We start from the raw sequence: 23,517 nt of genomic DNA, 5'->3' as shown, positions 1-23,517 counted from the left end.
AAACACCGGAGGACGCGACGGCTGTGACCCGGCTGTGACATTCGCGCTCAGCCGAGCTGGGCGAGCCAGGCCCGCGCGGACGTCTCCCATTTCGCGTAGGCGTCGGGGAAGGCGGAGAGCTGCACGGCCTGTGCGGCCTGCGTGACGGTCATGCCGGACCAGCCCGGGATGTCGAGGAGCCCGCGCGTGCGCCCGGGGTTGGGGTTCCCGCGGCCGCCGTAGAAGGCGAGCGTCGCGCGGGTCGGGTCGAGCACCTGGTCGGGCGTGCCCCAGCCGGTGCTCGGCCGCTGCTGGAACAGGCCGAGCGAATCGCGGTCGCCATAGCGGACATTGCGCAGGCCGGACTCCTGCGCGGCGGCGGCGAGGGCGATGACGATGCCCTGGTCCGGGACGCCCTGCTGCCGCCCGATCCGGATGATCAGCTGCGCGTTCGCGCGCATCTCGTCGCTGAGCGCCACGACTTTTCCGGCTGCCGCCTGGGGCAGCGGCGCGGGCGCGACCACCGGCGCCGCAGCGACGGGCGCGGGAGCGGACGGGGTGTTCAGCGCCGCCGTCGTCATGCCCGGGATGCGGATCTTCTGACCGGGGAAGATCAGGCTGGATGCGCTGAGGCCGTTGGCGGCGAGCACGGCCCGGGTCGTGACGCCGAAGCGCCCGGCGATGCCGCTGACGGTGTCGCCGCGCGCGACCGTGTACGTGGTGGTGGCCGCCTGCGGGGCGGCGGGAGCGGGGGCCGGAGCCGCGGGGGCTGCCGGCGCCGGAGCCGGAGCCGCGTGCGCCGGTCCCGCCAGCGCGAGCACCTGGCCGGGGAAGATGAGGCTCTTCCAGCTGAGACCGTTCATCGCCAGGACGGCCGCCGTGGACAGTCCGAAGCGGGCGGCGATGCCGGAGACGGTGTCGCCGGACTGCACCCGGTACGCGGCGGGCGCGGCGGCGACGGAGGTGCGCGCGGGGGAGGCCGCGGAGTCGTGGGCGATCGTGCTCACGACGGTGGAGCGCTGCAGCGCCGTGACCTCGCCGGTGTCGTCGGCATGGTCGGTGGCGCGCTGCTCCGGTGCGGCGGCCTGGGCCGGGGTGACGAGGTTCAGGGTGACCGCGAGCGAGCTGGCGACGGCGATCGGCACGGTGCCCAGCATCCCGCGGATCCTGCCGGTGTCTGTCAGAGCCATGGGATCCCCCTGTTCGAGTGACACGACGACAACCCACGGTGTCACGGAACGGTTAAGGAGTCAACAGAAGTGACGGATGTGACACGAGTTCACATGATCGTAACAATCGGGACGGCGTGCGCGCCGGCACGAGTCATGGCACGCTGGAGGGGTGAGCGAGCACGTCCAGACCACGGAATGGTTGACCGTCCCCGACCTCGTCGAGCAGTTGGGCCTGAGCGTGAGCCGGGTCCGTCGTCTCATCGAGGACCGCCACCTCGGCGCCAAGCGCATCGACGGGGTCCTCAAGGTCCCCGCGCTGTTCCTCAAGGACGGCCAGCCGCTGAGCGAGCTGCACGGCACGCTGATCGTGCTGGCCGACGACGGCTTCAGCGACGACGAGGCGGTCGACTGGCTGCTCGAGCCGGAGGAGAGCCTGGGCACCTCGCCGATCGAGGCGCTGCGGGCCGGCCGCAAGGCGGAGGTCCGCCGCGTGGCCCAGGCGCTCGCCTGATCGCGTTCGTCCGCCTCAGGCGCTGCGGCGCGTGACGGTCACGGCGAGGTCGCGCAGCTGCGCCTTCGCCGATGCGCCGAGCGGCGCCGACTCGAGCGCCTCGATCGCCCGGTCGACGTTCTGGGCGATCATCCGCTCCACGATGTCGACGGCGCCGGACTCCCGGATCGTCAGCTGCATCGTCCGGATCTGCTCCGGCGTCAGGTCCGGGTCGCCGAGCAGTTCGTCCAGCGTCGCGCGGGCGCCGGAGGGGATGGCCTGGCGCGTGAGCGCGATCAGCACGGTCCGCTTGCCCTCGCGCAGGTCGTCGCCGCTCGGCTTGCCGGTGACGTCGGCGTCCCCGAACACACCGAGCAGGTCGTCCCGCAGCTGGTAGGCGATGCCGAGGGGGAGCCCGAAGCGGCGCAGCGCGTCCAGCTGGCCGATCGTCGCCCCGGCGAGGCTCGCACCGATGAGCAGCGGCGACTCGATGGAGTACTTGGCCGACTTGTAGACGATGACGCGCTCGGCGCGCGCCAGCTGGTCGGAGTCGGGGCGGCCGGCCCACCCGATCTCCTCGAAGATGTCGAGGTACTGCCCGGCGGTCACATCCAGCCGCATCCGGTTGAACTCGGCGCGGGCAGCGCGCCGGGCCGGTGCGCTGACGAGCTGCGTGAGGCCCTCGTCGAACAGCTCGTCGCTCAGGATGAGCAGCAGATCGCCGAGGAGGGTGGCCGCGCCGGTGCCGAAGGCGGGACCGGATCCTTCCCACCCCTCGCGGTCGTGCAGCGCCTCGAACCGCTTGTGCGCGGCGGGCGCGCCGCGGCGGGTGTCGGAGTTGTCGATGAGGTCGTCGTGCACGAGCGCCGCTGCGTGGAACAGCTCCAGGGAGCTGGCGACCGAGACGACGGCGTCGAGCGCGCCGCCCGCGGTCACCGCGTTCGCGTCGGAGCCGTCTGCCGGCTCGTCGCCCGCGGTGCGCACCGACTGCCATCCCCAGAAGCAGAACAGGGCCCTGAAGCGCTTGCCGCCGCTGAGAAAATCCCTTGAGAACGCCGCGACGGGAGAGAGCTCATCGGCGATCGAGACGAGAATAGAGGCGCGCGCATCGAAGAATCCATCGATTCTGGACTGGATGAGGTCGACGAATCGGATGCTTTCAGACACACGCCTAGCCTAGCCAGACCGGCGAGGCTAGAATCAGGCTCACTTAGCCTCGAACCCGCCAGAAAGAGGGGGAATCGGATGCCGCTTTCGGAACATGAGCAGCGCCTCCTCGAAGAGATGGAACGCAGTCTCTATCAGAACGACGCAGACTTCGTAGCGAAGGTCGGAGGCAAGAGGGCTCGCCCCGCCTACCGGTCCATCGTGCTCGGCATCCTGCTCGCCGTCGTGGGCGTCGTCGTCCTCGTCGTCGGCGTGTGGTTCCGGCAGCCGCTCGTCGGCATTCTCGGCTTCATCGTCATGTTCGCCGGCGTCCTGGTGGCCATCGCCCCGGGCAAGCGCATCGCGGTCGAGCCGGGCGCTCCCGAGCCGAAGGGCGCGAAGGCGCGCGGCGGCCAGCCGGGCTTCATGGACCGCATGAACGACCGCTGGGACAAGCGCAACGACGGCGGAGAGGGCTGACCCTCCACTTCGCTCCACAGACTTCCTGACGAAGGGCCGATCTCCGGATCGGCCCTTTTTTCATGCCCGCTGCTGATCCCTGTCGCTCCATTTCCCTCCACCCAGTCTTCCCGCGTGATTTCGGGGCTCCACGTGCCCAGTTCGGGGCAATCTGGCCGCAAAGCAGTGTTTTGTGGATGAGAGTGGAGTAAAGTGGAGGCACACCGCAACCTGGGCCGGGAGAGTGGGGGTGGCAGCCGATGTTCCTCGGTACGCATGCCCCCAAACTCGACGAGAAGGGGCGCATCATCCTCCCGGCGAAATTCCGGGATGAGCTCGCGTCCGGCCTCGTCCTCACCCGTGGCCAGGAGCACTGCGTCTACGTCTTCTCGCAGCGCGAGTTCGAATCGCTCCACGAGAAGATCCGTCAGGCGCCGGTGACGAGCAAGCAGGCCAGGGACTATCTGCGCGTCTTCCTCTCGGGGGCGAGCGCCGAGGTCCCCGACAAGCAGAACCGCGTGACCATCCCGGCCGCGCTCCGCTCGTATGCGGGACTGGATCGCGACCTGGTCGTGATCGGCGCGGGCAGCCGCGCGGAGATCTGGGACGCCACCGCCTGGGAGACCTACCTGGCCGAGCAGGAAGCGGCGTTCGCGAGCACGGAGGAGGAGGTGATCCCGGGACTCTTCTGAGGCCCGCGTCCCTGACGCCGGACTCCCAGCCATACGCCCTGACACCACTTCCCCGGTGTCAGGTCGGGATGGATGGGGATCCGGAACCAGGAGCGGGGCCCCGGCTCCCGAAACGTCATGAACGACAACGAGCGCATCCACACCCCGGTCCTCCTCGAGCGCTGCATCGAGCTGCTCGCACCGGCCCTCACCAAGCCCGGAGCCGTCTTCGTCGACGCGACGCTCGGGATGGGCGGCCACTCCGCCGGCATCCTCGAGCGCTTCCCGGAGGCCACCCTGGTCGGCCTCGACCGCGACCCCGAGGCCCTGGCCATCGCGGGGGAGCGGCTGGAGCGCTTCGGTCCGCGCGTCCACCTCGTCCACACCGTGTACGACGGCATCCGCGAGGCCGTGGAGGGACTCGGATTCGAGGCCATCGACGGCGTGCTCTTCGACCTCGGCGTGTCGTCGCTGCAGCTCGACCGGGTGGAGCGCGGCTTCTCGTACTCGAAGGACGCACCCCTCGACATGCGGATGGACGGCACGAGCGAGCTGACCGCGGAGACGGTCCTGGCCGAGTACTCCGAGGCCGACCTGCGCCGCATCTTCCGCGACTACGGCGAGGAGAAGCTCGCCGGACGCTACGCCGCCCGCATCGTGGAGGCGCGCGAGCGCGAGCCGCTGGAGCGTTCCGGCCAGCTCGTGGATCTCATCGTGAAGGCGACCCCGGTCGCTCTCCAGCGTCAGGGGCACCCGGCCAAGCGCGTCTTCCAGGCGCTGCGCATCGAGGTCAACCAGGAGCTCGCGGTGCTGCAGCGGGCCATCCCGGCGGCCATCGACGCCCTCGCGGTCGGCGGACGGATCGTCGTGGAGGCGTACCAGTCGCTCGAGGACCGCATCGTGAAGCGCGAGTTCCAGGCCCGCTCGACCTCCAGCGCCCCCGCGGGCCTGCCGGTCGAGCTGCCCGAGCACCGGCCCGAGCTGAAGCTCCTGATCCGCGGGGCCGAGCTCGCGGACGACGACGAGAAGGCCGCCAACCCCCGGGCCACCCCCGTGCGGCTGCGCGCCGCCGAGCGGGTCCGCCCCGCGAACACCAGCACCGATCAGACGAGGAGGCGCCCGTGAGCACCACCCTGGCAGAGGCCGTTCCGGCGCCCGCCCGCAAGCGGCCCGCCGCACTGTGGCACGGCGGCGCGCTCCCGGCTCCGGTCGAGGAGCCGGCGCGCACCCACCTCGAGGTGGTCCCGACCCGGTCGCAGCGCCGGGCCCGCCCGCGGGCGCTCTACGCGGCGATCGCGGTCGGCACGCTGCTCGTGATCGTCGTGGCGCAGCTCCTGCTCAGCATCGGCATCTCGCAGGGCGCCTACCAGCTGAACGCACTGCAGGCCCAACAGAACCAGCTGCAGCGCTCCTACCAGGCGGTCTCGGAGGACCTCAACCGGGTCTCGTCGCCGCAGAACCTGGCGGCGAACGCGAACGCGCTCGGGATGGTGTCCAACAGCAACCCTGCCTACCTCCGCCTCTCCGACGGCGCGGTGCTCGGCGCCCCGCTGCCCGCGAACGGCGCGGCCGGAACGGTGACCGGCACGCAGGGCAACCTGGTGCCGAACTCGCTGCTCGCCGGGGTGCCCCTGGTGACCCAGGCGCAGCAGCAGGCGAATTCCTCCACAACCGCCGGACAGGCTGCGAATTCCACGACTCCGGGTGCCGCTACCGCGCCCACGACGGCCCCGACCGTACCGTTGCAGGGAGCGTTGCCGACCCCGGTGACGCACTGACGACGGGACGGGCGCGCATGGTCAGCAAGAAGATGCTGCGGCGGAGGACCGCCGTGACGGTGCTCGCCGTCGCGGCCTCCGTCGGCATCCTCGGAGCCAAGCTCGTCGACATCCAGGTCGTCCGGGCGGACGAGCTGCAGCGGCAGTCGGTCAACGCCAAAGAGGTGTCGACCCCGCTGCTCGGCAACCGCGGCGACATCGTCGACAGCGACGGCACCGTGCTCGCCACGACCATCTACACGTACACCGCGGCGGCATCGCCGAAGGACGCCATTGCCGGCGGCCGGGAGAAGATGGTCGAGGCGGCGGCGAAGATCGGCGCCCTCACCGGGCAGGGCGGCGACGCGGTCGTCGCGCTGATCGACGCGGCGCTGAAGGAGAACCCGAAGTCGCAGTACGTGCTGATCAAGTCGGGGATGGACGTCGCCACCTTCGACAAGCTCGACAAGCTCCCGTACCCGTGGCTCACCTTCACGAAGAAGCAGGCGCGCAGCTACCCCAACGGCGCCGTCGCGGGCAACCTGATCGGCTTCCTCTCCCAGGGCGGCGACTCGGGTCTCGAAGAGAGCGAGAACGGGTGCCTCGCGGGACAGGACGGCGAGGAGACGTACCAGCGGGGAGCCGACGGCGTCGCGATCCCGGGCAGCACGGTCGTGCAGAAGCAGGCCAAGGACGGCGGGACGCTCAAGCTCACCATCGACGGCGACCTGCAGTGGTTCGCCGAGCAGACGCTGGCCCAGCAGGTCGGCGCCACGGGCTCGAAGTTCGGCTTCGTGACCGTCGCCGAGGCGAAGACCGGCAAGATCAAGGCGATCGCGCAGTGGCCGGCGCTCGACCCGAACAACATCGACGCGACGGACCCGTCGTACTGGCGCCTGCAGTCGCTGACCGACCCGCGCGAGCCGGGCTCGACGTTCAAGGCGCTGACGGCGGCCATGCTGATCGACCAGGGCAAGGCGACGCCCACATCTCAGGTGCTCGCCCCCTACTCCTGGAAGTCGGGCAACGGGGCCGACCTGCACGACTCCGGGTACCACGACCCGCTGCGCCTCACGCTGACGGGCGTGCTGATGATGTCGTCCAACACGGGCATGTCGCAGCTCGGGCGGGCGCTCAGCGACCAGACGCGCTACGACTACCTCAAGAAGTTCGGGATCGGCGATCCCACCGGCCTCCCGTACCCGAACGAGTCCTCCGGCGAGCTCCACCCGGTGAAGGACTGGGACGACCAGACCAAGTACGCGACCATGTTCGGCCAGGGCGTCTCGGCGACCCAGCTGCAGATGGTCGACGCCTACCAGGCGCTCGCCAACGGCGGCACGCGCATCCCGCTGTCGCTGGTGGAGGGCTGCCAGCACCCGGACGGGTCCGTCACGGACGTGCCGAACACCAAGCCCACGCCGGTCGTCTCGGCCCAGGCGGCCGCCACGACGCTCGGGATGATGGAGTCGGTCGTCACCGACGGCGAGCTCAAGAAGCAGCTGCAGATCCCGGGCTACCGCATCGCCGCCAAGACCGGAACGGCCCAGCAGCCGGACGGCAAAGGCGGGTACCTGCCCTCGTACTACGTCTCGGTGATGGGCGTCGCTCCGGTGGACGATCCGCAGTACGTCGTTTCGGTCAACCTCGGGTTCCCGACTACCATTACTTCGTCGGCAGCCGCCGCTCCGCTGTTCCACACGATCATGAGTCAGGTGCTGAAGACCTACCGGGTGAAGCCGTCGACGACGAGCCCGGCGGGCTATCCGCCCTACTACTAGAAACACCCCTACTGAAAGTGAGCCTCGTGACAGGACCGGCGCCCTCTTCTCTGCGCCCCGAGCATCCCGTCGCCCGCCCGCTCGCCCAGCTGGTAGCGGAGTTCGGGCTGGATTGCCGCGGCGACCTCGACGGCGTCGAGGTGACCGGTGCTGCGCTGGCGAGCTCCGCCGTCGAGCCCGGCGACCTCTACGTCGGCGTGCCCGGACGCAACGCGCACGGCGCCACCTACGCGGCGGCCGCGGCCGAAGCGGGAGCGGTGGCCGTGCTCACCGACGAGGAGGGCGCGGCGCTCGCGGCCGACTCCGGCCTGCCCGTCATCGTCACGCCCGACCCGCGTGCGGCGCTCGGCGCCGTCTCGGCGTGGATCTACCGCACCGATGAGAACTCGGCGACCCTCTTCGGCGTCACCGGCACCAACGGCAAGACCAGCGTGGTGTACCTGCTGAACGCCATCCTCGGGCAGCTCGGGGTCGTATCCGGCCTCAGCTCGACGGCCGAGCGACGCATCGGCGACACCGTCATCACGAGCAAGCTCACGACGCCGGAGGCCAGCGAGCTGCACGCCCTGCTGGCCCGCATGCGCGAAGAGGGCGTCCGCGCCGCCGCGATCGAGGTGTCGGCGCAGGCGCTGAGCCGTCACCGCGTCGACGGCATCGTCTTCGACGTCGTCGGCTTCACCAACCTGAGCCACGACCACCTCGACGACTACGCCGCGATGGACGACTACTTCGCCGCGAAGCTCGAGCTCTTCCAGCCGGACCGCGCCCGCCGCGGCGTCGTCACCGTCGACTCCGACTGGGGCCGTCAGCTGGTGGAGCGCTCGCGCATCCCCGTCGCCACGCTGTCCAGCTCCCCAGGCTCCGACGCCGAGTGGATGCTGACCGTCACGGAGGAGACGCTCACCCGCACCGCCTTCGCGCTCGAAGGCCCGGACGGCCGCCGCCTCGAGACGAGCATCCCGCTGCTCGGCGCCTACAACGCGTCCAACGCCGCGCTCGCCATCGTCATGCTCGTCGAGTCGGGCTACGACCTCGACGCGATCGGTGCCGCGCTGGAGCGCGACGGCGGGATCGACGCGTACATCCCGGGTCGCGCGGAGCGCCTCTCCGGTGACCGCGGACCGGTCGTCTTCATCGACTACGGCCACAGCCCCGACGCCTTCCTCTCGATGCTCAGCGCGCTGCGCAAGGTGACCGACGGCCGGATCGTCATGGTCTTCGGCGCCGACGGCGACCGCGACACCACCAAGCGCACCGACATGGGCGCGATCGCCGCGCGCGGTTCGGACGCCGTGGTGATCACGGACTTCCACCCGCGCTGGGAGGATCCGGCCACGATCCGCGCCGCGCTGCTCGACGGCGCCCGCACCGCCGTGCCCGACCTGGAGCTCTACGAGGTGCCGGACCCGCGTGCCGCCTTCCGCACCGCGCTCTCGCTCGCCGGCGAGGGCGACGTCGTGCTGTACGCCGGCCCCGGCCACGAGGACTATCAGGAGGTCGCCGGTCAGCGGCTGCCGTACTCCGCCCGCGAGGATGTGCGTCTCGCCCTGCGAGAGGCCGGGTGGCTGTAGATGATCGCCCTGACTCTGGCCGAGATCGCCGCGGCCACGCGCGGCACGCTGCTGCTCGACGGCGTCGTGCTGCCCGATGGCACCCCCGCGACCCCGGAGACCGTCATCACCGGGCTCTCCACCACCGACTCCCGCGAGGTCGTGCCCGGCACGGTGTTCTTCGCCAAGCCCGGAGAGGTGACCGACGGCCACCTCTTCGCCCCGCAGGCCGTGGAGGCCGGCGCGGCGCTGGTCGTCGTCGACCACGCTCTCGACCTCCCGGTGCCGCAGCTGCTCGTGGAGGACACGGTGGTCGCGCTCGGCGACCTCGCGACCGAGGTCATCGCCCGCGTCCGCGCGCTCGGACTCCTGAAGATCGTGGGCATCACCGGCTCCAACGGCAAGACCACGACCAAGAACCTGCTGCGCGCCGTGCTGGAGCAGGTCGGACCGACCATCGCGCCCCGCGCCTCGTTCAACAACGAGGTCGGCGCCCCGGTGACGATGATCCAGGTGACCGAGGAGACCCAGTTCCTGGTCGCCGAGATGGGCGCCAGCGGCATCGGCGAGATCGCGCGCCTGGTGCGCATGGCCCGCCCGGACGTCGGCGTCGTGCTCAAGGTGGGCCTCGCCCACGCCGGCGAGTTCGGCGGCATCGAGAAGACGCTCCAGGCGAAGACCGAGATGGTCATGGACCTGCTCGACTCCGACGTCGCGGTGCTGAACATCGACGACCCCCGCGTCGCCACGATGGCCGGCAAGACCGTCGCGCGGGTGCTGTGGTTCGGACTGGACGAGCGCGCCGACGTGCGCGCCACCGACATCGTGTCCGATCGCCGGGGCACCTCCTTCACGCTGCACCTCCCGCCGCGCGACGGGGGAGAGGGCGCCTCGCGCCCGGTGCGCTTCCAGGTGCTCGGCGAGCACCACGTCATGAACGCCCTCGCCGCAGCGGCCTCGGCGCACGTGCTCGACGTCGACATCGACACGATCGTCGCCGCGCTCCAGACCGTGAAGACGGCGGAGCGGTGGCGGATGGAGGTGCTGGGCAACAGCGACGTGACGGTCATCAACGACGCCTACAACGCCAGCCCCGACTCGATGGCCGCCGCGCTCAAGACGCTGGCGCAGATCGCCGAGCCGTCCGGCCGGACGATCGCCGTCCTCGGCGAGATGAGCGAGCTGGGCGAGTTCTCGGGCGAGGAGCACGACCGCATCGGCCTGCTCGCGGTCCGGCTGGGCATCAACCAGCTCGTCATCGTCGGCCCCGAGGCCCGCCGCATGCACATCACCGCGATCAACGAGGGCTCGTGGGACGGCGAATCGCTGTACTTCGAGACCCAGGACGACGCCTTCGAGCACCTGTCCGGTGCGCTCCGTCCGGGCGACACCGTGCTGGTGAAGTCGTCCAACTCGGCCGGGCTCCGCTTCCTCGGCGACCGACTGGGAGAATCCTTCTCGTGAAAGCCCTGCTGACCTCCGGTGCGCTGTCCATGGCGTTCACGCTGTTCCTGACGCCGCTGTTCATCCGGCTGTTCCGCCGCCTGCAGTGGGGCCAGTTCATCCGCGACGACGGCCCGCAGAGCCACCACGCGAAGCGCGGCACCGCCACGATGGGCGGCATCGTCGTCATCCTGGGCACGCTGTTCGGCTACTTCACCGCGCTCCTGCTCACCGGCGACGGGACCAGTGTGTCCTCGTTGCTGGTGCTGTTCCTCATGGTGGGCCTCGGCGTGGTCGGCTTCATCGACGACTTCCTCAAGACCCGTCGCGAGCGGAGCTTGGGGCTCACCGGCTGGGCGAAGGTGGCCGGCCAGGTCATCGTCGCGACCGTGTGGGCGTTCCTCGCGATCCGCTTCCCGAACGGCAACGGCTACACGCCGGCGACGATGACGGTGTCGTTCATCCGCGACCTGCCCGCGATCGACTTCGGCTCGATCACCAAGTTCGGCGTCATCGGCGTGCTCGTCGGCTACGGGCTCTACCTGATCTGGATCAACTTCCTGGTCGCGGCGACCTCGAACGGCGTGAACGTCACGGACGGCCTCGACGGGCTCGCGTCGGGCGCCTCGATCCTCGCCATCGGCGCCTACATCATCATCGGCTTCTGGCAGTCGATCCAGTCGTGCGCGAACGTCAAGCTGAGCGTCGAGAACGTCGCCAAGTGCTACGACGTGCGCGACCCCTTCGACCTCGCCATCGTGGCGACCGCCATCGTCGGCGCCGTGGTCGGCTTCCTGTGGTGGAACACCTCGCCGGCGCAGATCTTCCTCGGGGACACCGGCTCCCTGGCGCTCGGCGGCGCGGTCGCCGCCCTCGCCATCCTGAGCCGCACCGAGCTCCTGCTGGTGCTCATCGGCGGCATCTTCGTCATCGAGGCCGGGTCGGTGATCGTCCAGCGGGCGTACTTCAAGCTGACGCACGGCCGCCGCATCTTCCTGATGAGCCCCATCCACCACCACTTCGAGCTGAAGGGGTGGGCCGAGGTGACGGTCGTCGTCCGGTTCTGGATCATCGGCGGCCTGCTCGTCGCCGCCGGTGTGGGCTCCTTCTACCTGGAGTGGCTGGCCACATGAGCGACACCGGCAACGACGCGCTGCAGCAGCGGCTGACGGGACTCACCAGCTGGTACTCCGACTGGACCGGCCTCCGGGTCGCCGTGTACGGCCTCGGCGTCACCGGGTTCTCGGTGGCGGACACCCTCGCCGAGCTCGGCGCGGAGGTGCTCGTCGTGGCGTCCTCGGCCGACGAGGAGCCGCGGATGCTGCTGGAGGTCATCGGCGCCGAACTGGTCGAGCAGGCCGACCTGAGCGCTCCGCCCGCACGGCTCGCGGAGTTCGACCCGGAGCTCGTCATCGCCTCGCCCGGCTTCCACTGGGACCACCCGCTCCTCCTCTGGGCGCAGCAGCGCGGCACCGCCGTCTGGGGCGACATCGAGCTGGCGTGGCGGCTGCGCGACAAGGTCGCGCGCCCCGACGGCGCCGAGGGCCCGGCGGACTGGATCTGCGTCACCGGCACGAACGGCAAGACCACGACGGTGCAGCTGACCGCCACGATGATCCTGGCGGGCGGCAACCGCGTTGCGCCGTGCGGCAACATCGGCGTCCCCGTGCTCGACGCCATCCGCGACCCGGAAGGGTTCGACGTGCTGGTCGTGGAGCTGTCCAGCTACCAGCTGCACTGGGTGAACCGAAACGCCGGGGGAGAGCTGTCCCCCTTCTCGGCCGCCTGCCTCAACATCGCCGACGACCACCTCGACTGGCACGGTTCCCTCGAGGCGTACATCGCGGCGAAGGCAAAGGTGTACGACAACACGCAGGTCGCCTGCGTCTACAACAAGGCCGACGCCACCACCCTGCGGATGGTCGAGGAGGCCGAGGTCATCGAGGGCGCGCGTGCGATCGGCTTCGGCCTCGGCGTGCCCGGCCCCAGCGACTTCGGGATCGTCGACGGCATCCTGTGCGACCGCGCGTTCCTGGAGGAGCGCCGCAACACCGCGATCGAGCTGACCACGCTCGACGAGCTGAACGAGGCGGGGCTCGCCGCGCCGCACGTCGTGGCCAACATCCTGGCCGCCAGTGCGCTGGCCCGCTCGTGGGGCGTGGAACCGCAGACCATCCGCGACGTCCTGACGGCGTTCCGGCTGGATGCGCACCGCATCGAGCTGGTGCGGGCGCAGGCGGGAGTGAACTGGGTCGACGACTCCAAGGCCACCAACCCGCACGCGGCGGATGCGTCCCTCCGGGCGTACCCGTCGGTCGTCTGGCTGGTGGGCGGTCTGCTCAAGGGCGTGGACGTCGACGACCTCGTCGGCAAGCACGTCGGCCGCCTGCGTGGCGCGGTGCTGATCGGCGTCGACCGGGAGCCGCTGCGCGCGGCATTCCGGCGACACGCGCCGGACCTTCCCGTGCTGGAGGTGGAGGCCGACGAGACTGATCAAGTCATGCCGACGGCGGTGCGGCTGGCCGGCGGTCTCGCCCGCGAGGGCGACACCGTGCTGCTGGCTCCGGCGGCGGCGTCGATGGACCAGTTCGCGGACTACGCAGAACGCGGCCGCCTGTTCCAGACGGCCGTCCACGAGTACTTGGGAGGTGAGGCGGATGACGACGAGCCCGCCTCGCGCTCCGGGCAGGACTGACCGGACCCCCAGCACCGGCCGGCCTCACAGCACCGCGCGTCCCGAGACCCCGACCCGCCTGGGCGCGCTCACCACGCGCATCCAGCTCGGCCGGTCGATGACGTCGGAGTCGGCGAACTACTTCCTGCTGCTGGGCGTCACCCTCTTCATGGTGGTCTTCGGTCTCGTCATGGTCCTGTCGTCGTCGGCCGTGGAGTCGCACAACGACAGCGACAACTTCTTCTCGCGCTTCTGGTCGCAGGGCGCCTACGCGCTGGTCGGCCTGCCGCTGATGTTCGTGGTGTCCCGCATCCCACGCACGTTCTGGAAGAAGTCGATCTGGTTCTTCCTCGCGGCGGCCTGCTTCCTTCAGGTGCTGGTGCTGCTCACGCCGCTCGGCATGGAGATCGGCGGCAACCGCAACTGGCTCAAGATCGGCTCCCTCACGGTGCAGCCGTCGGAGGCGATCAAGCTGGCGCTCGTCGTCTGGCTGGGCGTCGTGCTGGCCCGCAAGCGGGACGTGCTCGACCAGTGGAAGCACGTCGCCATCCCCGTGGTCCCGGTGGCCGGTGGAGCAGTCGCCCTGGTGACCCTCGGCGGCGACCTCGGCACGACCATGATCATGGCGGCCCTCATCCTGGGCGCCCTCTTCTTCGCCGGGGTGCGGCTGCGCTACCTGGCGACCGGCGTCGTGTTCGTCGCCATCGCGGCCGTCATCGTCGCCATGTCGAGCGCCAGCCGGCTCGGGCGCATCGCCGCGCTCTTCGGCGGCTCCAGCGCGGCCAACCCGGACGTCAACTGGCAGATCGACAACGGCTTCTACGCGCTCGCCTCCGGCGGCGTGTTCGGGGTGGGCCTCGGCAACTCGCACTCGAAGTGGTCGTGGCTGCCGGCGGCCGATACCGACTTCATCTTCGCCATCATCGGCGAGGAGCTGGGGCTGATCGGCGCGGTCGTCGTGCTGCTGCTGTTCGTGCTGCTCGCGGTCGTGTTCCTGCGGATCATCCACGCGTCCACCGACCCGTTCGCGCGGGTCACGACGGCGGCGATCATGGTGTGGCTGATCGGCCAGGCGTTCGTCAACATCGCGGTGGTGCTGGGCGTGATCCCCGTGCTCGGCGTACCGCTCCCACTGATCTCTGCGGGTGGGACTGCGATGATCAGTTCCATGATCGCCATCGGAATCGTGCTGTCGTTCGCGCGCCAGTCGCACCGCGACTCGCTCGCCACCCAGGATGCCGACCGGGCGGGTGCCCGCCGGTGACGCGCTACCTGCTGGCCGGCGGTGGGACCGCGGGCCACGTCAATCCGCTGCTCGCGGTCGCCGACCGGCTCCGCCGCGATGACCCCGACGCCGAGGTGCTCGTGCTCGGCACGAAGGAGGGTCTGGAGGCGCGGCTGGTGCCCCAGCGCGGCTACGAGCTCGCGACCATCCCGAAGCTGCCGTTCCCGCGCCGCCCGAACGCCGCCGCACTGCGCTTCCCCGGTGAGTACCGGCGCGCCATCGGTACCGTGCGCGACCTGATCCGCGATCGCTCGATCGACGCCGTCGTGGGCTTCGGCGGGTACGCCGCTGCTCCCGCCTACTCCGCCGCGCGCAAGGAGGGCGTCCCGCTCGTCCTGCACGAGGCGAACGCGCGGCCCGGCCTGGCCAACCGCCTCGGCGCGCGCTACACGCCGTGGGTGGGCGTCGCGTTCGGAGGCACGCCGCTTCCGCACGCCCGCTTCGTCGGGATGCCGCTGCGGGTCGAGATCGAGCAGCTCGACCGAGCCGCGGCGCGTCCCGCGGCGGCCGCCGAGTTCGGGCTCTCCGCCGACCGGCCGACCCTGCTCGTGACCGGCGGCTCGCTCGGCGCCCGTCGCATCAACCAGACCATCGCCGCGCGCGCTGCCGAGCTGACCGCCGCGGGATGGCAGGTGCTGCACATCCAGGGCGGCCGCGGCGAGATCGCCGACCCCGGCATCGCCGGCTACCGCCTGCTCGAGTACTGCGACCGGATGGATCTGGCGCTCGCCATCGCCGACCTGGCCGTGGCGCGCGCGGGCGCCGCCACTGTGTCCGAGTTCGCCGCGCTCGGCGTCCCCGCCGTGTACGTGCCGTTCCCCATCGGCAACGGCGAGCAGCGCTACAACGCCGCCGGCGTCATCGCCGCGGGCGGCGGGATGCTCGTGGACGACGCCGACTTCCAGCCCCCGTGGGTGGATGCGGAACTGCTCCCGCTGCTCGCCGATCGTGAGCGTGTGGCCGACATGGGCCGCCGTGCGGCATCCGCCGGGGTCCGGGACGGGTCGGACCGCATGGTCGCGCTCGTCCGGAGCGCCCTCGGCTGATCCGCGCCTCGACCGCGTAGCCTCATACTTGATGGAGTCCTTCTCGCGTAACCGAAAGCTGCACCCGTGACGATCAAACCCGACCTCACCCTCGCCCTCCCGGAGGAGCTCGGAAAGCTCCACTTCGTCGGAATCGGCGGCTCCGGGATGAGCGGCATCGCCCGGCTGTTCCTCGAGTCCGGATACACGGTGACCGGCTCGGACGTGCGCCACTCCGCCAACATCGACATGCTGCGCGGGCTCGGCGCCACCGTCGCGATCGGCCACGACGCGGCCAATGTCGGTGACGCCGACACGCTCGTCGTCACCGGCGCCCTGTGGCAGGACAACCCCGAGTACCAGCTGGCCCTGGCGAAGGGCCTCCCGGTGCTGCACCGGTCGCAGGCGCTCGCCTGGCTGATCAACCGCTCGCGGTTGGTCGCCGTCGCCGGCGCGCACGGCAAGACCACCTCCACCGGCATGATCATCACCGGGCTGCTCGGCCTCGGCGAGGACCCGAGCTTCGTGAACGGCGGCGTCATCGCCTCCCTCGGGAAGAGCTCGCAGACCGGCACCGGCGAGCTGTTCGTCGTGGAGGCCGACGAGTCGGACGGCTCGTTCCTGCTCTACGACACCGCGGTCGCGCTGATCACCAACGTGGACCCCGACCACCTCGACCACTACGGCTCGCTCGAGGCCTTCGAGGACGCGTTCGTCACTTTCGCGCGCGAGGCCGACGAGTTCGTCGTGGTGTCGTCCGACGACCCCGGCGCCGTCCACGTCACCAACCGGTTGCGGGAGCAGGCGCCGGAGAAGCGCATCGTCACGTTCGGCGAGGCGGAGGATGCGGAGGTCCGCGTCCACTCGATCGTCACCGACGGCCCTGTCGCCTTCACGCTCCGCTACCAGGGCGCGGACTACTCCGCCCGGCTGCGGGTGCCCGGCCGGCACAACGCCATCAACGCGGGCGGCGCCTTCGCCGTGCTGACGGGTCTGGGCTTCGAGCCCGCCGCGGCCCTCGCGGCGATCGCCGAGTTCGGCGGCACCGAGCGTCGCTTCGAGCTGCACGGAACGGTCGGCGGTGTGAGCGTCTACGACGACTACGCGCACCACCCGACCGAGGTCGCCGCCGCCCTGTCCGCCGCTCGCACGGTCGTCGGCGACGGGCGGATCATCGCGGTGCACCAGCCCCACCTGTACAGCCGCACGCGCCTCTTCGCGAAGGAGTTCGCCGAGACGCTGGAGCGCTACGCCGACGAGACCGTCGTGCTCGATGTGTACGGCGCGCGCGAGGACCCGGAGCCCGGCGTGACCGGCGCACTGGTCGCCGACCGCTTCGAGCATCCCGAGCACGTCGCGTTCATCGCCGACTGGCAGCAGGCGGCGGACCACACGGCTCAGATCGCGCGCGAGGGCGACTACGTCATCACCCTCGGCTGCGGCGACGTGTACCGCATCGTGCCTCAGCTGCTCGACGCCCTGCGGCGCGAGCACCCGGAGAACGCCGCCGCGTCGGCCGCCCGCGCGGAGTGACGGGGACCCATCGGTGAAGCGTCCCCAGGGTCACGACCGGACGGCCGTTCCGGCCGCGCCGGCCGCGCCCGCTGCGCGGCGCGAGTCCGGCGATGGGTCCGCGCGGCCTGAGCGCGCGTCCCGACGGCCGGTCGGGACGGTGACCGAGCCCATCCCGGTGCTCGCGCCGCCGACGGGAGCCGGGCACACCAGCGCGCGCAGCGACAGCGGCCCGCGGCCGGACACGGCCGGTCGGCCCGAGTCCACCGGTCGCCCCGACACATCCCCGTACTCGCGCCTGCCCAGCAACCGCGAGATCGACAAGGCCCTCCGTGCCGCCCGGCGGGAGCGCAAGCGCGTGGAGCGCGGCGAGGTGCGTCGGTTCACGAAGCGTTCGCGTCGCCGCAGGCTCGCCTGGCTGGCCGCGGCGGGCGTTGTCGCCGCGCTCGTGCTGGCGGTCGTGCTCGTGGCGTACTCGCCGCTCCTGGCGCTCCGGCACATCCAGGTCGTCGGCACGTCCCGGCTGGATGCGACCACGGTGGAGAAGAAGCTCTCCGACCAGCTGGGCACCCCGCTCCCGCTGCTCGACCAGGCGGGCATCTCCAGCGACCTGGCCGCGTTCCCGCTCATCCGCAGCTACACGGTCGAGAGCCACCCGCCGGACTCGATCGTCGTGCGCGTGGTCGAGCGGCAGCCGGTCGGCGTCATCCAGCGCGGCGGAGCCTTCACCCTGGTGGATGCGGCCAAGGTGCCGATCTCGAGCAGCGAGAAGCGACCGGACGGGTTCCCGCTCATCGCGGCCGGAGGCGGCGCGGCCGACGTGGATGCGGACTCCGGCTTCGCCGCGGCCGCCGGGGTGCTCAGCGCCCTGCCTCCTGCGGTGCTCGCGCAGGTGGACACGATCTCGGCGAAGACGAAGGACGACGTGAGCTTCACCCTGCGGGGGAGCGGTGCGACAGTGGTCTGGGGCAGCGCCGAGGACTCGGGCCTCAAGGCCGCGGACCTCGAGGCGCTGCTGAAGAGCGCGAAGGGATCGTCCCGTTACGACGTCTCCTCGCCGCACAGCGTGACGACGGGATAGGCGCGTTTGGGCCGGACTTTTCCGACACGCGGCCCGGGTTCCCCGGGCGGGGCGTGCGCGCACCTAACGTCGGATCGAGAATTGCATACTCAGCAAGACTTTAAGCCTCAACTTGAGGTTGAGGGTTCCCGTGGAGGCCGGACGTGACAGCACAACAGAACTACCTCGCCGTGATCAAGGTCGTCGGCATCGGCGGAGGCGGCGTCAACGCCGTCAACCGCATGATCGAGCTCGGCCTCCGCGGCGTCGAGTTCATCGCCATCAACACGGACGCGCAGGCGCTGCTCATGAGCGACGCCGACGTCAAGCTCGACGTCGGCCGTGAGATCACCCGCGGTCTCGGCGCAGGCGCCGACCCGGAGGTCGGACGCCGCGCGGCCGAGGACCACGCCGAGGAGATCGAGGAGGCGCTCGCGGGCGCCGACATGGTCTTCGTCACGGCGGGCGAGGGCGGCGGCACCGGCACCGGCGGCGCGCCCGTGGTGGCGCGCATCGCCAAGTCGATCGGCGCGCTGACCATCGGTGTCGTCACCAAGCCGTTCTCCTTCGAGGGCAAGCGCCGGCAGCAGCAGGCCGAGGCGGGCGTCCAGCGCCTGAAGGAAGAGGTCGACACCCTCATCGTGGTGCCGAACGACCGGCTGCTGGAGATCAGCGACCGCGGCATCAGCATGCTGGAGGCGTTCTCCACCGCCGACCAGGTGCTCCTCGCCGGTGTCCAGGGCATCACGGACCTGATCACCACGCCGGGCCTGATCAACCTCGACTTCGCCGACGTCAAGTCGGTCATGCAGGGCGCGGGCTCCGCGCTCATGGGCATCGGCTCGTCGCGCGGCGCCGACCGCGCCATCAAGGCGGCCGAGCTGGCCGTCGCGTCCCCGCTGCTCGAGGCCTCGATCGACGGCGCGCACGGCGTGCTGCTGTCCATCCAGGGTGGATCGAACCTCGGCATCTTCGAGATCAACGACGCCGCCCGGCTGGTGCAGGAGGCGGTGCACCCGGAGGCGAACATCATCTTCGGCGCCGTCATCGACGACACCCTCGGCGACGAGGTGCGCGTGACGGTCATCGCGGCCGGGTTCGACGGCGGCGAGCCGAACTCGCGGCCGGCGGCGGTCGACGCGCGCCGGGCGAGCTTCGTGGAGGCCGGCTCCGAGCAGTCCCAGGTGCAGTCCTCCGCCGAGGTCGAGGCGGGCGAGATCCCGGCCCCGGCGACGGAGACCTGGCAGACCGGCGAGAACCCGGTCGCCGAGACCGCACCGCAGAAGGACCCGGCGTTCGACGACGAGAATGACGACCTCGACATCCCCGACTTCCTCAAGTAACGGTCTGGCCGAGCGGCTCGCCGCGGTCCGGGAGGGCGTCGCCGACGCCTCCCGGGCCGCGGGCCGTCGCCCGGAGGAGCTCACCACCATCGTCGTGACGAAGTTCCACCCGGCGTCGCTGGTACGCGAGCTGGCCTCGCTCGGCGTCCGCGACGTGGGGGAGAACCGCCACCAGGAGGCGCAGGAGAAGGCGGCCGAGCTGGCCGACCTCGACCTGACCTGGCACTTCGTCGGCCAGCTGCAGAGCAAGAAGGCCCGGCAGGCGCGCCGGTACGCCTCCGTCATCCACTCCGTCGACCGCACGTCGCTGGTGGATGCGCTGGCCTCCGACGAGTCCGACGTCGACGCGTTCGTCCAGCTCAACCTCACCGACGACCCCGGGCGCGGGGGAGTCGCCGACCGCGACCTCGAAGCACTGGTCGAGCACGTCCTGGAGACGCCCGGCCTCCGCCTCCTCGGCGTCATGGCCGTCGCTCCGCTGGGCGAGGAGCCCGCGCGCGCCTTCGAGCGCGTGCGCGCGGCGTCCGACCGCGTCCGTGCGCTCGCGCCCGGCGCGACGGCGATCTCGGCCGGGATGTCGCAGGACTACCGCGAGGCGATCGCGGCGGGCGCGACACACCTTCGCATCGGGACCGCCATTACCGGGAATCGGCCGGAGCTTCGTTAATCTCGAAGCAAGAGTTCGAAACGCGTGGCGAGGCGTCGGCGCGCAGGTCTGTACGGAGGAAGCGATGGCCAACCCGCTGAAAAAGACGATGGTCTACCTGGGCCTCGCCGACGAGGAGCTGGAGTACGAGGAGCAGCCGCAGGAGCAGGCGCACAGCCAGCCCCGCCGCGAGACCCCGGTGCACACCCCGGCCGCGTCGCCGGTCCAGGCCGTCCCCCATCCCGCTCCGGTCGCCCCCGCGGCCGGCCGCGCTCCGGTCACGCCGCTGCGCAAGTCGTCCACCGCACGGAATGCATCGGTACAGGAAATGAACGAGATCCTCACGGTCCACCCCCGCCAGTACCGCGACGCGCAGGCGATCGCCGAGTCCTTCCGCGAGGGGATCCCGGTGATCATCAACCTCTCGCAGATGAGCGAGGGCGACGCGCGCCGGCTCATCGACTTCGCGAGCGGCCTCTCACAGGGCCTCTACGGCAAGATCGAGCGGGTCACCCCCAAGGTGTTCCTGCTCTCCCCGAGCCACGTCGTCGTCTCCGGCGAGCACGGCGGACAGGACGCCGAGGTCGACGCGTCCTTCTTCGCGCAGGCCTGACCCCAGCATCCGACGCTCGAAGCGCATCGGCACCCTCACAGGGGAGCCGGTGCGCTTTCGTCCATACTGGGTAGGTGTTCGTCGTCTCCCTTGTCGCGACTGTCCTCTATTACGCGCTGCTCATCTACTTCTTCGTCCTCTGGGCGCGCTTCGTGCTCGACCTGGTGCGGGTCTTCGCGCGTCAGTGGCGCCCCCGCGGCTTCGGGCTGGTGCTCGCCGAGTCGACCTACGTCGTTACGGACCCGCCCATCCGCTTCTTCCGCCGGATCATCCCGCGGCTCTCGATGGGGCCGGTCGCGATCGACTTCGGCTGGAGCCTGACGATGCTGGTCGTGATCATCGGCTTGTACGTCACCCTGAATTTCCGCTGAGCGTCGCTCCGGGTCCGGCCGCGGCGCCCGTTGTATCGTTGACGAGCCGGCGCGACCGTGCGGCGGAGTGCGCGACCGCCGTCCGCTTTGCTAGCGTTGGCTGCACGCGTTCCAGTTCCAATTTCACGATCTAAGGGTGGCTTGCCATGGCGCTGACTCCGGAAGATGTAGTCAACAAGCGGTTCCAGCCGACGAAGTTCCGCGAGGGCTACGACCAGGACGAGGTCGACGACTTCCTCGACGAGGTCGTCGTCGAGCTGCGTCGCCTGAACCAGGAGAACGACGAGCTCAAGCAGCGCCTCGTCGCCGCCGACTCGCGCATCGCAGAGCTGCAGCGCAGTGGCGGACAGGGTGCCCCGGCCGCAGCGGCCGCTCCCGCGGCGCAGGCGGACAACGCCGAGACCGAGCGCCTGCAGCGCGAGAACGAGGAGCTCAAGCAGCGCCTCGCCCAGGCGCAGCAGGAGGCCGCTCAGGCCAAGCAGCAGGCGCAGGCCGCGCCCGCGTACCAGGCCCCGGCCGACGACGCGAACGACCCGAACGCCACCAACAACCTGCTCCAGCTCGCGCGCCGTCTCCACGAGGAGCACGTGCGCGAGGGCGTCGAGAAGCGCGACCAGCTCATCGCCGAGGGTCACGCCACCGCCGCGCGCATCGTGGCCGAGGCGGAGTCGAAGCAGCGTGCGCAGATCAGCGCGCTCGATCAGGAGCGCACCGGCCTGGAGCGTCGCATCGACGAGCTGCGCACGTTCGAGCGCGACTACCGCAAGGGCCTCAAGAGCTACATCGAGGGCCAGCTCCGCGACCTCGACGCGCCCGTGCAGGGCGGCGGCCAGAACGCGGGCGCGCGCTCGGCCGCTCCCGTGAGCGCTGGAAACGCCGTCCCGGCCCCGGTCCCCGCCGGCGGATCCGACGACTCGAGCAACCAGGGCCAGCCCCCGGTCTTCCCCGGCTTTGGAGGCTGAACCCTCCCGGCCCAAGGTCAGCATCAGGGCCTTGGCGGTCCTGGCAGTGGTCGCGCTGTGCGTGTACCTCATCGATCAGATCGCCAAGGTCCTGGTCGTGTCGAACCTCTATGAGGGCCAGCAGCTCGAGGTCCTGGGCCAGCTGCTCCAGTTCCACTTCGTCAAGAACGCCGGCGCCGCCTTCTCGATCGGCAGCGGCTCCACCTGGATCTTCTCCATCGTCGGGATCGGGGTTCTCGGCTTCGTCATCTGGTACGCGCCGCGCATCCGGTCGACCGCCTGGGCGGTGCTGTTCGGTCTGCTGCTCGGCGGACTGCTCGGCAACCTGACGGACCGCCTGTTCCGCGAGCCCGGTTTCGGGGTCGGCCATGTCGTCGACTTCCTGCAGATCCCGCTGCTCCCGGCCATCTTCAACCTGGCCGACGTGGCGATCGTGTCGAGCATGGTGCTGTTCCTCATCCTCACCCTGCGCGGTGTGGGGCTGGACGGCAAGCGCACGGACGACGAGGGCCAGGACGACGACGCGACGGACGCGGACGCCGAGGCGGAAGCCGCCGACGCCGACGCGGCGGCCCCGGCGGCACCGGCCGCCCCCGCCGCTCCGGCCGCCGACCCGCGCGACGACAAGCCGCAGAGCTAGTGGAGTCGCGCAGCTTCCCCATCCCGGACGGGCTCGAGGGCTCGCGCGTCGACGCCGGCCTCGCGAAACTGCTCGGCTTCTCGCGCAGCTTCGCCGCCGAGATCGCCGAGGCGGGCGGGGTGACCGTCGACGGCCGCGAGGCCGGCAAGTCCGACCGGCTGAGCGCCGGCTCGTGGCTCGAGGTCACCTGGCAGCCGAAGTCCGACGTCGAGATCGTGCCGATCGCCGTGCCGGAACTCACGATCGTGCACGACGACGACGACATCGTGGTCATCGACAAGCCGGTCGGCGTGGCCGCGCATCCCTCGGTCGGCTGGGAGGGACCCACCGTCCTCGGCGCGCTGGCCGCGGCCGGCTTCCGTATCTCGACGTCCGGCGCCGCCGAGCGCGCGGGCATCGTGCACCGTCTGGATGCGGGCACCAGCGGTCTGATGGTGGTCGCCAAGTCGGAGCGCGCGTACACCGCGCTCAAGCGCGCCTTCCACGACCGCACGGTCGAGAAGATCTACCACGCCGTGGTCCAGGGCCACCCCGACCCGCTCACCGGGACGATCGACGCGCCGATCGGCCGGCACCCCCGGTCCGACTGGAAGTTCGCCGTCGTCGCCGGCGGCAAGCCCTCGGTGACGCACTACGAGACCATCGAGGCGTTCCCGTCCGCCAGCCTGCTCGAGATCCACCTGGAGACCGGGCGCACGCACCAGATCCGGGTGCACATGGCGGCGCAGCGGCACCCCTGCGCGGGCGACGCGATGTACGGCGCCGACCCCGTCCTGAGCGCGAAGCTCGGTCTCACGCGGCAGTGGCTGCACGCCGTCCAGCTCGCGTTCGACCACCCGGCGTCGGGGGAGTGGGTCACGTTCACGACGACCTATCCGGCCGACCTGCAACACGCGCTGGACGTGCTCCGAGAGTCGTAGGTCCGACGTAGGCTGGTG

23 protein-coding genes are annotated in these 23,517 nt (G+C 70.9%); 21 read left to right on the top strand and 2 right to left on the bottom strand.

Features of this window, described 5'->3' with window-relative positions; translation table 11 throughout:
- Positions 1 to 47 precede the first annotated feature (47 nt).
- Entirely contained in the window at positions 48 to 1,169 is a 1,122-nt protein-coding gene (locus J2W45_RS06195) for a lytic transglycosylase (protein ID WP_310129875.1), read from the bottom strand.
- Between the two features lie 151 nt (positions 1,170 to 1,320).
- On the opposite strand from J2W45_RS06195, the gene J2W45_RS06190 reads away from it, so the two are divergent.
- On the top strand, positions 1,321 to 1,662 hold the full coding sequence (locus tag J2W45_RS06190) for an Rv2175c family DNA-binding protein (RefSeq protein WP_310129874.1): 342 nt from the start codon (positions 1,321 to 1,323) through the stop codon (positions 1,660 to 1,662).
- A 15-nt stretch (positions 1,663 to 1,677) separates the two neighbouring features.
- Here J2W45_RS06190 and J2W45_RS06185 read toward each other — a convergent pair whose 3' ends face one another.
- The gene (locus J2W45_RS06185; RefSeq protein WP_310129872.1) at positions 1,678 to 2,808 is read right to left on the bottom strand and encodes a polyprenyl synthetase family protein; all 1,131 of its coding nucleotides are present in this window, start codon (positions 2,806 to 2,808) and stop codon (positions 1,678 to 1,680) included.
- A gap of 78 nt (positions 2,809 to 2,886) precedes the next feature.
- On the opposite strand from J2W45_RS06185, the gene J2W45_RS06180 reads away from it, so the two are divergent.
- The 20 genes from J2W45_RS06180 to J2W45_RS06085 all read left to right on the top strand — a co-directional run bounded on the left by J2W45_RS06180 (position 2,887) and on the right by J2W45_RS06085 (position 23,499).
- The gene (locus J2W45_RS06180) at positions 2,887 to 3,267 is read left to right on the top strand and encodes a DUF3040 domain-containing protein (RefSeq protein WP_310129871.1); all 381 of its coding nucleotides are present in this window, start codon (positions 2,887 to 2,889) and stop codon (positions 3,265 to 3,267) included.
- Between the two features lie 239 nt (positions 3,268 to 3,506).
- Complete coding sequence (gene mraZ / locus J2W45_RS06175; RefSeq protein ID WP_310129869.1) at positions 3,507 to 3,938, top strand: division/cell wall cluster transcriptional repressor MraZ; 432 nt, start codon at positions 3,507 to 3,509, stop codon at positions 3,936 to 3,938.
- 117 nt (positions 3,939 to 4,055) lie between these two features.
- Positions 4,056 to 5,042, top strand: a complete 987-nt coding sequence (rsmH, locus tag J2W45_RS06170) for a 16S rRNA (cytosine(1402)-N(4))-methyltransferase RsmH (RefSeq protein WP_310129868.1) — start codon at positions 4,056 to 4,058, stop codon at positions 5,040 to 5,042.
- Positions 5,039 to 5,695: a cell division protein FtsL gene (gene ftsL, locus J2W45_RS06165; protein WP_310129866.1), complete on the top strand. Its 657-nt coding sequence runs from the start codon at positions 5,039 to 5,041 to the stop codon at positions 5,693 to 5,695. Before rsmH ends, ftsL begins: the two co-directional genes overlap by 4 nt.
- Before the next feature lie 17 nt (positions 5,696 to 5,712).
- Positions 5,713 to 7,455, top strand: a complete 1,743-nt coding sequence (locus J2W45_RS06160) for a peptidoglycan D,D-transpeptidase FtsI family protein (protein ID WP_310129864.1) — start codon at positions 5,713 to 5,715, stop codon at positions 7,453 to 7,455.
- A 26-nt stretch (positions 7,456 to 7,481) separates the two neighbouring features.
- Positions 7,482 to 9,026, top strand: a complete 1,545-nt coding sequence (locus J2W45_RS06155) for a Mur ligase family protein (protein WP_310129863.1) — start codon at positions 7,482 to 7,484, stop codon at positions 9,024 to 9,026.
- Complete coding sequence (locus tag J2W45_RS06150; RefSeq protein WP_310129861.1) at positions 9,027 to 10,469, top strand: UDP-N-acetylmuramoyl-tripeptide--D-alanyl-D-alanine ligase; 1,443 nt, start codon at positions 9,027 to 9,029, stop codon at positions 10,467 to 10,469. It begins immediately after the preceding gene.
- Positions 10,466 to 11,581, top strand: coding sequence for a phospho-N-acetylmuramoyl-pentapeptide-transferase (mraY, locus tag J2W45_RS06145; RefSeq protein WP_310129859.1), 1,116 nt, complete (start codon positions 10,466 to 10,468; stop codon positions 11,579 to 11,581). Before J2W45_RS06150 ends, mraY begins: the two co-directional genes overlap by 4 nt.
- Positions 11,578 to 13,143 (top strand): UDP-N-acetylmuramoyl-L-alanine--D-glutamate ligase, encoded by a 1,566-nt coding sequence (gene murD / locus J2W45_RS06140; protein ID WP_310129857.1) that lies wholly within the window; start codon positions 11,578 to 11,580, stop codon positions 13,141 to 13,143. Before mraY ends, murD begins: the two co-directional genes overlap by 4 nt.
- Entirely contained in the window at positions 13,106 to 14,386 is a 1,281-nt protein-coding gene (ftsW, locus tag J2W45_RS06135; protein ID WP_310129855.1) for a putative lipid II flippase FtsW, read from the top strand. Before murD ends, ftsW begins: the two co-directional genes overlap by 38 nt.
- Complete coding sequence (locus J2W45_RS06130) at positions 14,383 to 15,453, top strand: UDP-N-acetylglucosamine--N-acetylmuramyl-(pentapeptide) pyrophosphoryl-undecaprenol N-acetylglucosamine transferase (protein ID WP_310129854.1); 1,071 nt, start codon at positions 14,383 to 14,385, stop codon at positions 15,451 to 15,453. Before ftsW ends, J2W45_RS06130 begins: the two co-directional genes overlap by 4 nt.
- Before the next feature lie 66 nt (positions 15,454 to 15,519).
- Positions 15,520 to 16,965, top strand: coding sequence for a UDP-N-acetylmuramate--L-alanine ligase (murC, locus tag J2W45_RS06125; protein WP_310129853.1), 1,446 nt, complete (start codon positions 15,520 to 15,522; stop codon positions 16,963 to 16,965).
- Between the two features lie 139 nt (positions 16,966 to 17,104).
- A complete protein-coding gene (locus J2W45_RS06120) occupies positions 17,105 to 18,025 on the top strand; it encodes a cell division protein FtsQ/DivIB (RefSeq protein WP_310129851.1) in 921 nt (306 codons plus the stop codon).
- Positions 18,026 to 18,168: 143 nt separating this feature from the next.
- Positions 18,169 to 19,347 (top strand): cell division protein FtsZ, encoded by a 1,179-nt coding sequence (ftsZ, locus tag J2W45_RS06115; RefSeq protein WP_310129849.1) that lies wholly within the window; start codon positions 18,169 to 18,171, stop codon positions 19,345 to 19,347.
- Positions 19,313 to 20,014, top strand: coding sequence for a YggS family pyridoxal phosphate-dependent enzyme (locus J2W45_RS06110; protein ID WP_310129848.1), 702 nt, complete (start codon positions 19,313 to 19,315; stop codon positions 20,012 to 20,014). The genes ftsZ and J2W45_RS06110 overlap by 35 nt, the downstream gene beginning before the upstream one ends.
- A 64-nt stretch (positions 20,015 to 20,078) precedes the next feature.
- Positions 20,079 to 20,606: a cell division protein SepF gene (locus J2W45_RS06105; protein ID WP_310129846.1), complete on the top strand. Its 528-nt coding sequence runs from the start codon at positions 20,079 to 20,081 to the stop codon at positions 20,604 to 20,606.
- A gap of 74 nt (positions 20,607 to 20,680) precedes the next feature.
- The gene (locus J2W45_RS06100; RefSeq protein WP_310129844.1) at positions 20,681 to 20,977 is read left to right on the top strand and encodes a YggT family protein; all 297 of its coding nucleotides are present in this window, start codon (positions 20,681 to 20,683) and stop codon (positions 20,975 to 20,977) included.
- Between the two features lie 146 nt (positions 20,978 to 21,123).
- Positions 21,124 to 21,939: a DivIVA domain-containing protein gene (locus tag J2W45_RS06095; protein WP_310129842.1), complete on the top strand. Its 816-nt coding sequence runs from the start codon at positions 21,124 to 21,126 to the stop codon at positions 21,937 to 21,939.
- A gap of 31 nt (positions 21,940 to 21,970) precedes the next feature.
- Positions 21,971 to 22,579, top strand: coding sequence for a signal peptidase II (lspA, locus tag J2W45_RS06090; protein WP_310129841.1), 609 nt, complete (start codon positions 21,971 to 21,973; stop codon positions 22,577 to 22,579).
- Entirely contained in the window at positions 22,579 to 23,499 is a 921-nt protein-coding gene (locus J2W45_RS06085; RefSeq protein WP_310129840.1) for an RluA family pseudouridine synthase, read from the top strand. The genes lspA and J2W45_RS06085 overlap by 1 nt, the downstream gene beginning before the upstream one ends.
- The last annotated feature ends 18 nt before the right edge of the window (positions 23,500 to 23,517 follow it).

This window comes from Leifsonia shinshuensis (assembly GCF_031456835.1).
GTDB lineage: Bacteria > Actinomycetota > Actinomycetes > Actinomycetales > Microbacteriaceae > Leifsonia > Leifsonia shinshuensis_C.
Note: the sequence above shows the minus strand (reverse complement) of the source record. Positions and strands in the feature narration are given on the sequence as shown.

Coding starts and splice junctions, on each gene's coding strand:
- J2W45_RS06105 (WP_310129846.1), top strand. CDS start 20,079: ATGGCCAACCCGCTGAAAAAGACGATGGTCTACCTGGGCCTCGCCGAC.
- J2W45_RS06180 (WP_310129871.1), top strand. CDS start 2,887: ATGCCGCTTTCGGAACATGAGCAGCGCCTCCTCGAAGAGATGGAACGC.
- J2W45_RS06160 (WP_310129864.1), top strand. CDS start 5,713: ATGGTCAGCAAGAAGATGCTGCGGCGGAGGACCGCCGTGACGGTGCTC.
- J2W45_RS06195 (WP_310129875.1), bottom strand. CDS start 1,169: ATGGCTCTGACAGACACCGGCAGGATCCGCGGGATGCTGGGCACCGTG.
- mraZ (WP_310129869.1), top strand. CDS start 3,507: ATGTTCCTCGGTACGCATGCCCCCAAACTCGACGAGAAGGGGCGCATC.
- J2W45_RS06095 (WP_310129842.1), top strand. CDS start 21,124: ATGGCGCTGACTCCGGAAGATGTAGTCAACAAGCGGTTCCAGCCGACG.
- J2W45_RS06150 (WP_310129861.1), top strand. CDS start 9,027: ATGATCGCCCTGACTCTGGCCGAGATCGCCGCGGCCACGCGCGGCACG.
- rsmH (WP_310129868.1), top strand. CDS start 4,056: ATGAACGACAACGAGCGCATCCACACCCCGGTCCTCCTCGAGCGCTGC.
- ftsW (WP_310129855.1), top strand. CDS start 13,106: ATGACGACGAGCCCGCCTCGCGCTCCGGGCAGGACTGACCGGACCCCC.
- J2W45_RS06110 (WP_310129848.1), top strand. CDS start 19,313: ATGACGACCTCGACATCCCCGACTTCCTCAAGTAACGGTCTGGCCGAG.
- murD (WP_310129857.1), top strand. CDS start 11,578: ATGAGCGACACCGGCAACGACGCGCTGCAGCAGCGGCTGACGGGACTC.